This window comes from Ruminococcus hominis, assembly GCF_014287355.1.
Classification (GTDB): domain Bacteria; phylum Bacillota; class Clostridia; order Lachnospirales; family Lachnospiraceae; genus Schaedlerella; species Schaedlerella hominis.
In genome coordinates this window covers 3,048,585-3,061,557 of record NZ_JACOPE010000001.1, presented here as the reverse complement: position 1 = coordinate 3,061,557, position 12,973 = coordinate 3,048,585, and the positions used below count along the sequence as shown (strand labels likewise).

12 protein-coding genes are annotated in these 12,973 nt (G+C 38.3%); 11 read left to right on the top strand and 1 reads right to left on the bottom strand.

Features of this window, described 5'->3' with window-relative positions:
• Positions 1-54 precede the first annotated feature (54 nt).
• The 10 genes from spoIIR (at position 55) to H8S40_RS13885 (ending at position 11,048) form a co-directional block, all read left to right on the top strand.
• Positions 55-774 carry a stage II sporulation protein R gene (spoIIR, locus tag H8S40_RS13930; RefSeq protein WP_118737597.1) on the top strand — a complete coding sequence of 240 codons (720 nt, stop codon included), beginning with the start codon at positions 55-57 and terminating at the stop codon, positions 772-774.
• 50 nt (positions 775-824) lie between these two features.
• Positions 825-1,526, top strand: a complete 702-nt coding sequence (locus tag H8S40_RS13925; RefSeq protein WP_022076009.1) for an acyl-[acyl-carrier-protein] thioesterase — start codon at positions 825-827, stop codon at positions 1,524-1,526.
• A gap of 65 nt (positions 1,527-1,591) precedes the next feature.
• Complete coding sequence (locus H8S40_RS13920) at positions 1,592-2,962, top strand: NAD(P)/FAD-dependent oxidoreductase (RefSeq protein ID WP_118737596.1); 1,371 nt, start codon at positions 1,592-1,594, stop codon at positions 2,960-2,962.
• Positions 2,963-2,983: 21 nt separating this feature from the next.
• Positions 2,984-3,736 (top strand): SseB family protein, encoded by a 753-nt coding sequence (locus tag H8S40_RS13915; protein ID WP_022076007.1) that lies wholly within the window; start codon positions 2,984-2,986, stop codon positions 3,734-3,736.
• A gap of 12 nt (positions 3,737-3,748) precedes the next feature.
• Positions 3,749-4,570, top strand: a complete 822-nt coding sequence (locus tag H8S40_RS13910; protein ID WP_022076006.1) for a CvfB family protein — start codon at positions 3,749-3,751, stop codon at positions 4,568-4,570.
• A gap of 89 nt (positions 4,571-4,659) precedes the next feature.
• Positions 4,660-4,896 carry a hypothetical protein gene (locus H8S40_RS13905; RefSeq protein ID WP_022076005.1) on the top strand — a complete coding sequence of 79 codons (237 nt, stop codon included), beginning with the start codon at positions 4,660-4,662 and terminating at the stop codon, positions 4,894-4,896.
• Between the two features lie 96 nt (positions 4,897-4,992).
• Complete coding sequence (locus tag H8S40_RS13900) at positions 4,993-8,466, top strand: DNA polymerase III subunit alpha (RefSeq protein ID WP_022076004.1); 3,474 nt, start codon at positions 4,993-4,995, stop codon at positions 8,464-8,466.
• 78 nt (positions 8,467-8,544) lie between these two features.
• Positions 8,545-9,555, top strand: coding sequence for a 6-phosphofructokinase (pfkA, locus tag H8S40_RS13895; protein ID WP_118737594.1), 1,011 nt, complete (start codon positions 8,545-8,547; stop codon positions 9,553-9,555).
• 188 nt (positions 9,556-9,743) lie between these two features.
• Positions 9,744-10,568, top strand: coding sequence for a glutamate racemase (gene murI, locus H8S40_RS13890; protein WP_118737593.1), 825 nt, complete (start codon positions 9,744-9,746; stop codon positions 10,566-10,568).
• A 3-nt stretch (positions 10,569-10,571) separates the two neighbouring features.
• A complete protein-coding gene (locus H8S40_RS13885; RefSeq protein ID WP_118737592.1) occupies positions 10,572-11,048 on the top strand; it encodes a YwiB family protein in 477 nt (158 codons plus the stop codon).
• A 66-nt stretch (positions 11,049-11,114) separates the two neighbouring features.
• Here the strand turns inward: H8S40_RS13885 and H8S40_RS13880 are convergent, their stop codons facing one another.
• A complete protein-coding gene (locus tag H8S40_RS13880; protein WP_022076000.1) occupies positions 11,115-11,588 on the bottom strand; it encodes a hypothetical protein in 474 nt (157 codons plus the stop codon).
• A gap of 246 nt (positions 11,589-11,834) precedes the next feature.
• Between H8S40_RS13880 and tig the strand changes: the two genes are divergently transcribed.
• Positions 11,835-12,938, top strand: coding sequence for a trigger factor (gene tig, locus H8S40_RS13875; protein WP_186865437.1), 1,104 nt, complete (start codon positions 11,835-11,837; stop codon positions 12,936-12,938).
• Positions 12,939-12,973: the final 35 nt, after the last annotated feature.

Here is a 12,973-nt window from a genome sequence, read left to right as displayed (position 1 = left end):
TAGAATCAGAAATGGCAATACTCCCTGCATCAGAAAAGATGGAGGGAGTTAAATATGTTATCCGGGAAGAAGCAAAAACTGATAAGGACATCTGCTTATCGATACGAAGATGAATTACAATGTGAAAATAAATTTGCGAGGCGGGAACTCAGGTGGACAAGGATTGGTCTGTTGTTGTGCGCAGCTTTGCTGGTGGTACTGGTCATAATTGTTGTCGGATGGCAAAGTATGATGATATCAGAGGCGCGCATGCAGCAACATCTTGCACAAGAGGTATTGCGCTTTCATGTGCTGGCAAACAGCGATAGCGAAGAAGACCAGGCATTGAAAATGCAGGTGAAAGAAAAGGTTATTGAATTGCTGGAAGAGGAAATCCCAGAAGGGATGAATGTGACTGAGACAGCAGACTGGATGAGAAGAAATACGGATAAACTGAGAGACTGTGCACAGCAGGTTGTGCTTAAAAACGGGTATGATTATCCAATAAGTGCAGCAGTTACAACCTGTTATTTTCCAGAAAAGACATATGGTGATGTAAGATTTCCAGCCGGAAACTATGAAGCTTTGAGAATTGAGATAGGAGAGGCAAAGGGGCATAACTGGTGGTGTGTTTTATACCCGGGACTTTGTTTTTTGAATACAACAAATGCTGTTGTTCCGGAGGAGGGAAAGCAAAAGTTAAAGTCTGTTTTGACGGAAGAAGAATATGAACAGATTACGTCAACAACAGAATTTCATATCAGATGGAAGCTGTTGCCAAGCTTGAATAAATAAAAAAGATAAAATATAATAATTACGACAGACATTTTAGAAAGGAAATACAGATGTATACATTCGATAGTAAAGTAAGATACAGTGAAATCGATCATCGAGGAACAATGACATTACCGGCGTTAATCAATTATTTTCAGGATTGCAGTACATTTCAATCAGAGTCTTTAGGCTTTGGAGTGAAGGCTGCAAAAGAGAAGAAAAAAGCATGGATTCTTTCTTACTGGCAGGTTGTTGTAGAACGATATCCAGAGTTAGGAGAAGAAATCACAGTGGGAACATTTGCCAGTGATTTTAAGGGCTTGTTTGGAGAACGTAATTTTGTGATGCTGGATAAAGAGAACAACAGACTTTCATGTGCCAATTCACTCTGGGTTTATATGGATATGGAGAAAGGACGCCCGATTTTGCCGGACAAAGAAGAAATCGAAGCGTATGGAACAGAACCGAAACTGGATATGGATTATGAAGGCAGAAAAATCAGACCGGCAGCAGAATATGAGGACAGAGAAGCTTTTCCGGTAAGAAAATATCATATTGATACGAATGAACATGTAAATAATTGTCAGTATGTACAATTCGCAATGGAATTGCTTCCCAAAGATCAGGTCATACATCAGGTTCGTGTAGGTTATAAGAAGTCAGCAGTTTTAGGTGATGTTATTTACCCAAAGTATGCAAAAGAAACGGATCGTACAGTAATTGAGTTATGCGATGAAAATGGGGTATCTTATGCGACTGTTGAAGTGAAATAGGTATATATATTTTCAAAAAAATAGTGTATAGTAAGAGATGAAGTTAACAAATCAGGAGGAAAAGTATGAAATATGATGTAATTATTATAGGAGCCGGACCGGGAGGTATTTTTTCAGCATATGAATTAGTAAAAAGAAAGCCAGAATTAAAAATAGCAGTCTTTGAGTTGGGGAATCCATTGGAGAAACGTCGTTGTCCGATCGATGGTAAAAAAGTAAAGAGCTGTATCAAATGTAAAACGTGTGCGATTATGAGTGGATTCGGTGGGGCCGGAGCATTTTCAGATGGAAAATACAATATTACAAATGCATTTGGTGGAACATTGTACGAGCATATCGGAAGAGATACAGCCATTGATTTGATGAAGTATGTAGATGATATCAATGTGGAGTATGGTGGAGAGGGAACTAAAATGTACTCTACAGCCGGAACAAAATTCAAAAAATTATGTATGCAGAATAAGCTTCAGCTGTTAGATGCATCAGTAAGACATCTTGGAACAGATATCAACTACGTTGTATTGGAAAATATTTATGCAGAATTGAAAGATAAAGTGGAATTCCGTTTTGAGTATCCGGTAGATCATCTGGAAGCAATCGAAGGTGGATATCGAGTATTCTGTGGGGATGATTTTGATGATTGTGAGAAATGTATCGTATCTGTAGGACGAAGCGGAAGTAAGTGGATGTCAAAAGTATGTGAAGATATGAAGATTCCGACAATGTCTAACAGAGTAGACCTTGGAGTGCGTGTGGAAATTCCGTCACAGATTTTCTCACATCTGACAGATGAATTATATGAAAGTAAGATTGTATATCGTACAGAGAAGTTCGAAGATAATGTGCGTACATTCTGTATGAATCCGAATGGAATTGTTGTAAATGAAAATACAAAGGGTATCGTGACAGTAAACGGACACAGTTACGAAGACAAAGATAAACAGACAGAGAATACAAACTTTGCACTTCTTGTATCAAAGCATTTTTCAGAGCCATTCAAGGACAGTAATGGATATGGTGAAAGTATCGCACGTTTATCTAATATGCTTGGCGGAGGAGTTATTGTACAGCGGTTTGGTGATTTGATCCGTGGAAGACGAAGCAATGAGAAACGTATCGAAGAAGGACTTGTTCGTCCGACATTGGCTGCGACACCGGGAGATTTGAGTCTTGTACTTCCAAAACGAATTTTAGATGGAATTATTGAGATGATCTATGCGTTGGATAAAATCGCACCGGGAACAGCAAATGATGATACACTGCTCTATGGCGTAGAAGTAAAATTCTATAACATGGAAGTAGAGATCGATGAGAATCTTGAAACATTGTATAAAGGCTTATATGTAATCGGAGACGGAAGTGGAGTAACACACTCTCTTTCTCATGCATCTGCAAGTGGTGTTTATGTAGCAAGACATATAACTGAAAATATGTAAGACGGGAAGGAAATAACGAAGATGGACAACGAAAAAGAAGTGTTAGGAAAATTAAGAAATTCAGAAGCAATTTATGTGCCGATGTCAGAATGTACAAAGATGCCATTTGTACTATGTGATGAGGAAACATTTGATGATGAAATTTTAGTTTTCTTTGATGAGGAACATGCAAAGGAAGAATGTAAAAAATTGATGGAGCAGAAAAATCCTCTTCATATTATTAAATTAGATCATAAATTTTTGCTTTCCTTTTATTCCAGTCTGTTGCCGATGGGAATTAATGCAATTGTAGTAGAAAAAGGGACAGAGCAGGAGATGATTATTCAGTTGTCCTCTTTGATCACAAGAAAGAATGGCAGCGAAGATGCTCAGGGAAGACCGATTGTAGAGAATCCGGAACTTCAGCTTACAGCATTATATTTTATGCAACAGCTTCGTAAGACAGAAGATCTTCAAATGACAGAGGAGCTTAAAGAGATACAGGAAGAAATGTTGGCACATTATGTAAAAGGTACATATATTGTTGCATATCAGGAAGAGCAAGGTGTTGCAATTTTAAGACAGAAGGATGGAAAGGTATTACAGCCATTATTTACAGATATCCAGGAATATTTGAAGTTCCAAAATTCGCAGAAAGATGTGAAATTTAAGACAGCTGTTATCGAAGCAAAAGATCTTTCAAAGATTCTGGCAAAAGAGACAACAGGTGTTGTAGTAAATCCTTACAGTATTAATCTGCAGCTGCAGGTTAATAGAAAAAACGAAGAGAAATAATAGGAGATAAATATGAAATTAGGAGAAAAGCAGGTTCTAACTGTTGTGAAGATAGTGGACTTTGGAGTATATCTTGGAAGTGATGAGGAACGAGTATTACTTCCGAAAAAACAGGTTCCTTCTGGAATTGAAGTGGGGGATCCGATTGAAGTATTCTTATATAAGGATTCTTCAGATCGTCTGATTGCAACAACAAACGAACCAAAACTTACGATTGGTCAGCTTGCAGTTTTAGAGGTTGCAGATACAAGCCGTATGGGTGCCTTTTTGAACTGGGGATTGGAAAAAGATCTTTTTCTTCCATTTAAGCAGCAGACTGCAAAGGTAGAAAAAGGCGATCATTGTCTTGTAACATTGTATATTGATAAGAGTGATCGTTTGTGTGCAACAATGAAAGTATATCATCAGCTGCGTACAGATTCTCCATATAAAAAAGATGATAAGGTAAGTGGAATCATTTATGACAGAAGCGATGAATTTGGTATGTTTGTAGCAGTTGACAATCAGTTTTCCGCAAGAATTCCAAAGAAAGAATGCAATGGAAGACTCCGTGTCGGAGATATGATTGATGCACGAGTTACAGCGGTAAAAGAAGATGGAAAACTGGATTTAAGTGTCAGAGATAAAATTCCGGAGCAGATGGATAAAGATGCAGAGCAGATTTTGCAGGAAATCAAAAATCATGGCGGCAAGCTTCCGTTTACGGATAAGGCAGATCCAGAAGTTATCAAGGAAGAGTTTGGTATGAGCAAAGCTGCATTTAAGCGTGCAGTAGGACGTCTTTTAAAACAAAAGAAGATAGAAATTCTTGAAAATGGAATTCGGATGCGTTAAAACTATTGCAATCCAAATAAAATTGATTATAATAAAAAAGAAGACATAAAGGAATCATAAAGGTAGAGAAGCGAAAGGAGAACATAGAGATGAAAGTACAGAATATTACAAATGTTGATGCATTTTTTAAAGTAGTAGACGATTGTGTTGGAAAGGTTGAGTTAGTAACAGGTGAAGGAGACAGACTGAACCTGAAATCAAAACTTTCTCAGTATGTATCTATGGCAAACATTTTCTCAAATGGAGAGATTCCAGAGTTAGAGATTATTGCTTACGAAAAAGAAGATACAGATAGACTGATTAAATTCATGCTTGATGGAGAATAAGATTTTTCTGAATTAAGAATGTTGATATTGAGAAGTGATGAAAAGGGTAGTTTCCATATGGGAACCACCCTTTTTGAATCATAAAAGAGGTAGAATATGAATTTTTCACATTTACATGTCCATACGGAGTATAGTCTGCTGGATGGTTCTAATAAAATAAAAGAATATGTAGCCCGGGTCAAAGAACTTGGGATGAACAGTGCCGCAATCACAGATCATGGAGTTATGTATGGTGTGATTGATTTTTATCGGGAAGCAAAAAAGAACGGAATCAAGCCGATTCTTGGCTGTGAGGTTTATGTTGCACCCAATTCCCGTTTCGACCGGGAGATTACAGGTGGTGAGGACAGGTATTATCATCTTGTACTTTTGGCAGAGAATAATACAGGATATTCAAATTTGATGAAGATTGTTTCAAAAGGATTCGTGGATGGGTATTATTATAAACCTCGAGTAGATAAATCGTTGTTGAGAGAATATCATGAAGGTATCATTGCATTGAGTGCATGTCTGGCAGGGGAAGTTCCGCGTTATATTTCAAAAGGACTATATGACAATGCAAAAAAAGCGGCATTAGAGTATCAGGAGATATTTGGCAAGGATAACTTCTTTTTGGAATTACAGGACCATGGGATTCCGGAGCAGGGAATTGTAAACCAGAGATTGTTACAGATGTCAGAAGAGCTTGGCATTGAGCTTGTGGCGACGAATGATGTGCATTACACTTATGCGGAAGATGAGAAACCACACGATATTTTGTTATGTATACAGACCGGCAAGAAATTACAGGATGAAAATCGTATGCGTTACGAAGGCGGGCAGTATTATGTGAAATCACCGGAAGAGATGGCAAATCTGTTCCCATATGCATTGCAGGCACTGGAGAATACTCAGAAAATAGCAGACCGCTGTGATGTAGAGATTGAATTTGGTGTGACAAAACTGCCGAAATACGATGTGCCGGATGGCATGACATCGTGGGAATATCTCAATAAGCTGTGTTATGAAGGTCTGGAGAGACGATATGAGAACCCACCGGAAGAATTGAGGGAGCGATTGAAATATGAGCTGGATACGATTCAGCATATGGGATATGTGGACTATTTCCTGATTGTGTGGGATTTCATTAATTATGCGAAAAGACATGATATTGCGGTAGGACCGGGACGTGGGTCAGCAGCCGGAAGTATTGTGTCATACTGTCTTGAAATTACGAATATTGATCCGATGCGCTATCAACTTCTGTTTGAGCGATTCCTAAACCCAGAGCGTGTATCCATGCCCGATATTGACGTGGACTTTTGTTTTGAACGTCGTCCGGAGGTAATTGATTATGTTATGCGTAAATATGGAAAAGACCGTGTGGTACAAATCGTTACATTTGGTACACTGGCAGCAAGAGGAGTAATTCGTGATGTGGGTCGTGTTATGGATCTTCCATACGCATTTGTTGACAATATTGCAAAGATGATACCGCAGGAGTTAAATATTACGATTGATAAGGCTTTAAAAATGAATTCGGAGCTTAGAAGTACATATGAATCAGATGAACAGGTAAAATATCTGATAGATATGTGTAAGAGACTGGAGGGCTTGCCGAGACACAGTTCAATGCATGCGGCAGGTGTTGTGATCAGTCAGAAGTCGGTGGATGAATATGTACCATTGTCAAGAGCATCAGATGGAACGATCGTGACACAGTTTACAATGACAACACTGGAAGAACTTGGGCTTTTGAAAATGGATTTCCTGGGACTTCGTACATTAACGGTAATTCAGAATGCGGTGAATCTGGCAAAGCAAAAGAATCCGGATTTTCAGATTGATAAGATAGATTACAATGATCAGGCGGTTTTAGATTATATCGGAACAGGTAAGACAGATGGTATATTCCAGTTAGAAAGTGCCGGGATGAAGGGATTTATGAAGGAATTGAAACCACATAGCCTGGAAGATATCATTGCAGGAATCTCACTATATCGTCCGGGTCCGATGGATTTCATTCCACAGTATATCAAGGGTAAAAATGATGCATCTTCCATCACTTATGATTGTCCACAACTGGAACCAATCCTTGCACCGACATATGGTTGTATCGTATATCAGGAACAGGTTATGCAGATTGTACAGGCACTGGCAGGATATACACTGGGGCGAAGTGATTTACTGCGAAGGGCAATGTCAAAGAAAAAAGGCGATGTCATGCAGAAAGAACGACAGATCTTTGTGTATGGAGATGAAGAAACAGGTGTACCTGGATGTATCAAGAATGGAATTGACGAGAAAACAGCAAATAAAATCTATGATGAAATGATTGATTTTGCAAAATACGCATTTAACAAATCCCATGCGGCAGCTTATGCGGTTGTCTCATATCAGACAGCATTTTTAAAATACTATTATCCGGTAGAATATATGGCTGCACTTATGACATCTGTGATTGAAAATCCTTCCAAGGTTGCAGCTTATATCTATGCATGCCGTCAAATGAATATTAAGATTCTGCCACCGGATATAAATCGTGGGTATGCGGACTTCTCAGTTGATGAAGGAAATATCCGTTATGGTCTGGCTGCAATTAAAAGTATTGGAAAACCGATTATTCAGACAATTGTAGAAGAACGTAAAGAATATGGTGAGTTTAAGAATCTGGAAGATTTTATCAGTCGTATGTCGACCAGAGAAGCATTAAATAAACGTGCGATTGAGAATTTTATCAAGGCAGGTGCACTGGATTGTCTTGGCGGAACGAGAAAACAGTTCATGAGCATTTACATTCAGATAGTAGATCATGTCAATCAGGAAAAGAAATACTCTATGACAGGGCAGATGAGTTTATTTGATCTGGTCAGTGAAGAAGAAAAGAGTGATTTTCAGATCCAGCTTCCGAAAGTGGGAGAATATGCGAAAGAAACAAAGCTTGCCTTTGAAAAAGAAGTCTTAGGTGTGTATATTAGCGGACATCCGTTGGAAGAATATGAAGAGCAGTGGCAGAAGGCTATCTCAGCAACGACATTGGATTTCCAGTTAGACGAAGAAAGCAATCATTCTAAAGTACACGATGGAGCAAGAGAAATCATTGGTGGTTTCATTACAGAAAAAACGATGAAGGCTACAAAGACAAATCAGATGATGGCATTCGTAACATTGGAGGATTTGCTTGGAACGGTTGAGGTTGTTGTGTTTCCGCGCGATTACGAAAAAAACAGGAATCTCTTAGAAGTAGACAGGAAAGTGTTTATCAAAGGGCGCGTGTCAGAAGAAGATGATAAACCAAGTAAATTGATATGTGAGAAAGTAGTTCCTTTCAATCAGATAAAGAGGGAGTTATGGATTCAATTTCCGGATAAAGCGGATTATTTAAAAAACGAACAGATCGTATATGGATATCTTGCAGATTCCGAAGGGGAAGACGAAGTTATTATTTATTGTCAGGCAGAACGGGCTGTAAAACGCCTTCCAAAGAATAGGAATATACAGATTGCACCGCAGGTACTTAGCAAATTGATGAATCATTATGGCGAAAAACGTGTAAAAGTGGTCGAAAAGACTATTGAAAACAAGATATAAATAGTTTAGAATAACTCTAGAGTGTTAAAAAATAAGCAAACTTTAAGGGATTATTATTTTGAAAGGTGGACAATCAAAATGGCAGAAAAAAACAGAAAAGAAGAATTAGAACAGATTGAAGACCGCGTGCGTACAATTGGTGTACTGACAAGTGGCGGAGATGCACCGGGAATGAATGCAGCAATTCGTGCTGTAGTAAGAACAGCTATAGCAAATGGAATCCGAGTATGTGGAATCCGCAGAGGATATCATGGATTATTAAAAGAAGAGATCATTGAATTAACAGCACGTGATGTAGCTGATACAATTCAGCGTGGTGGTACAATTCTTCAGACAGCTCGTTGTCAGACAATGCGTACAGAAGAAGGACAGCAGAAAGCAGCAGCAATCTGTAAAAAATATGGTATTGATGGTCTTGTTGTAATCGGTGGAGACGGATCATTTGCAGGAGCACAGAAGCTGGCTAACTTAGGTGTTAGAACAATCGGTCTTCCGGGAACAATTGATTTGGATATTGCATGTACAGATTATACAATCGGATTTGATACAGCTGTTAACACAGCTATGGAAGCAATTGATAAAGTACGTGATACATCCACATCTCATGAGCGTTGCAGTATCATTGAGGTTATGGGTCGTGGTGCAGGTTACCTTGCATTGTGGTGTGGTATTGCCAACGGTGCAGAGAAAATTTTACTTCCAGAAGAACATGATTATGATGAGCAGTCTATGATCGATGATATTATGGAATGTAAGAAACGCGGTAAGAAGAACTACATCATTATCAATGCAGAAGGTGTTGGAGATTCTATCAATATGGCTAAGAGAATTGAAGAGGCAACAGGAATTGAGACAAGAGCAACAATTCTTGGACACATGCAGCGTGGTGGAAGCCCGACATGTAAAGACCGTGTATATGCATCTGTAATGGGAGCAAAGGCAGTAGAGCTTCTTATGGAAGGTAAGTCAAATCGTGTTGTTGGATACAGACATGGTGAGTTTATTGATTTTGATATCAATGAAGCATTGTCTATGAAAAAAGAAATCCCGGCACATCAGTATGAGATTTCTAAAACTCTTGCACTGTAAGAAAAGTGAACATGATAAAAAAGAGGATGATGAAGCATTGAGAGGCTTGTCATCCTCTTTTTCATTACAATACTTGCGGAGATGTGATGAATGGTATAATATATAAGAACAGTTCTGTTTCAGATTACACGAATATAGCAGAACGAATATAGTAAACCATAAAACGATTAGAGTGGGAGATAGATATAGTGAATGATAAGTGTAAAAATTCAGCACCGATTGGAGTGTTTGATTCCGGGGTTGGCGGGCTTACAGTAGTAAGAGAGATCGTCAGACAATTGCCGGATGAAAATATCGTATATTTTGGGGATACGGCTCGTGTACCATACGGAAGCAAGTCGAAAAATACGATCATTCGATTTTCAGAGCAGATTATTCGCTTTTTAAAAACAAAAGATGTTAAGGCGATTGTGATTGCCTGTAATACAGCAAGTGCACTTGCATTAGATGCAGTAAGACATGAGTTTGATGTGCCGATTATCGGAGTGGTAATTCCGGGAGCAAGAGCAGCGGTGGAGGCGACACAAGATAACAAAGTAGGAGTTATCGGGACTGACGCTACAGTTCAGAGCGGTATGTACACAAAAATCATACAAGGAATGAACCCTGATATTCAAGTGATTGAAAAGGCATGTCCATTATTTGTGCCACTTGTAGAAGAAGGATTTAAAGAACATGTCGTGACAGAAGAAATTATCGAGTATTATTTACAATCCATGAAAGAATCAGATATTGATGCGATGATTCTAGGGTGTACACATTATCCATTACTTCGTTCAAAGATACGCAGTTATATGGGAGAGCGTATTCAGATTGTAAATCCGGCATACGAGACTGCGATGGATCTGAAACAATTGTTAAAAGAAGGAAATATGGCAAATGATCGTTCAAAGATGCATAGTCATTACGAATTTTACGTAAGTGATACGGCAGAGAAGTTTAGACAATTTGCAAATACGGTGATGCCATTTGATGTGCCAGAGACTAATGTAGTCAATATAGAGGAGTATTAAAAGATGACAAAAGATGTATTGGTGAGCATTTCAGGACTTCATACCGATGTTATGCAGGAGGCAGAAGAGGAAAACGAAGCCATTGAAGTGGTGAATCCTGCCAACTATTATTTCCGTAACGGAAAACATTATATAGTATATGATGAGCCGGTAGAAGGAGTGTCAGGCACCATAAAAAATAAATTAAAAATTACAGAAGATCAAGTTGTGGAAATTATGAAATCTGGTGTTTCCAATGCACACATGATCTTTGAAAAAAATAAAAAGAACCAGACCTATTATTCTACTCCATATGGACAGATGCTTGTCGGAGTGAATACAAAAGAGATGAAGGTTGATATAAAAGAGAACAGAATAGATATTCTGATTGATTATGAACTTCATGTGAATCATGAGGCCGTAGCAGACAGCAGAATTAAAATGAATATTATTTCTAAGTCAGATTATAGGGCAAACATCGCAGGAGCGACAGAAATATAAGAAATGCATATGTTAAAGTAATAAAAATGGACAAGGGTGAAATGTGAATCATCCTTGTCCAGTGTTTTATTTTTTGTTTTTACTTTTTGTGTTAGTCTTATTGTCTTTCTTAAAGCGATCCATGAATTTCTTCTTTTTAGGTGGTGTTTCCAAAGGACCACGAACACCTCTTACGCTTGTAATGTAGATTCCGCTGACAACAGCTTTGACTTCTTTCTTTACTGGAACCAGTGGAAATACCTGTGCATCGCACATGAAAGTCATAATCTTAGGTCCAACCTTTGCTTTTACAACAGGCACCTTTGAACGACGAAGATACTTTGGTGTATTTTCAATAACGACAGAAGGAAAACCTGCATCTTTTAATTTCATCTTTCCCTTATCGATAATCAACATATTCATGGTCTGAGCCATCGCATCCATCTGTGCTTTCTGTTCAGCCTGTTTTTTCTCAGCTTTCTTTCCAAAAAAATACAGTGCAACTAATGCAATGATCAGTACGGCAAGAATTACCAGCATTACAATCATTCCTGTACTCACGACAAACCCTCCTATTAAATTAAATGTAGAGCGGATATCAAGAAATCCGCAATTATGCATTTAGTATTGTATCATTGTTTAGAGTGAAGCGCAAGTAAAACAAGTGCAGAAATCGGGTAAAAGATAAAGGAAAAAGGTGTGTTTAAACAGTGTTCCAACTTTTATTCTAAAATAAAGTATGGTACAATGTAAGCATATGTTTTGGCTTGTATGGGTCATATAAATAAATCATGAGGTGAATTTAAAATGAAGAAAAAATTAGTAGCACTTACTTTAGCGGCAGTGATGACAATATCTATGGCTGGATGTGGAAATACAATGTCCGATGAGTACGTTACGATTAATAAATATAAAGGGTTGGAGATAACAGAGGTTGAGAAAACAGAGGTGACAGATGAAACTGTAGAGAATACAGTAAAGAGCTATCTTACTGCAGCACCGTTAAAAACAGAGATAACAGATCGTGCCGCACAGGATGGGGATACAGTAGACATTGATTTTGTTGGTAAAGTTGATGGAAAAGCATTTGACGGAGGAACAGCATCCGGTGCATCTTTAAAAATCGGATCTGGAACATACATTGGGGCAAATGGAGATTACAAAGGATTTGAAGAGCAGATCATCGGTCATAAGAAAGGGGACAAGTTTGATATCGAAGTGAAGTTCCCGGATGATTATTCTGAAAGTACTCTGGCAGGTAAGGTTGCGACATTTAGTATTACGTTAAATGGAATTTATGAAGTAAGTGATGATACAGAGATTACAGACGAGTGGGTAAAACAGAATAGTGATACAGCAGAGACTGTAGAAGAATTCAAAGAAGAAATCCGTACGAAGATGAAAGAGAACAATGAGTCTACGAGACAGAGTCAGCTTCAGTCAGAGGTTTTAGAAGCATTGAGCGAACAGGTTGAGGTGAAGAAATATCCAGATGGAGATATAGACAAAGAATATCAGGCAGTGGAAGACTATTATACGGCATATGCACAGCAGTATGGTATGGAGCTTGCGGATTTCCTTGAGACGTATATGAATATGACAGAGGATGATTTTAAAAAGAAAGCAAAAGAAGTTGCAGAGGAGTCAGTAAAGAAAAAACTGGCATGTGAATTACTTGCAAAGAAAAAGAAACTGGAGCCTTCTGATAAAGAATATGAAAAGAAAGTAGAAGAATATGCAGAAAAAGCCGGATATGAAGATGTAGATGCATTTAGAAAAGCATATGATGAAGATACAATCCGTGCAACAATCCTTCAGGAGGCTGTAGCGAATTATTTGTTGGAAAGCAGTGTGCAGGTAGAGGCAGCAAGTACAGATAATTCAACAGATGGCTCTTCAAGTGATAAGTAGTTTATCGGAAAAATAAAAATGTAGATAGGGTAAAG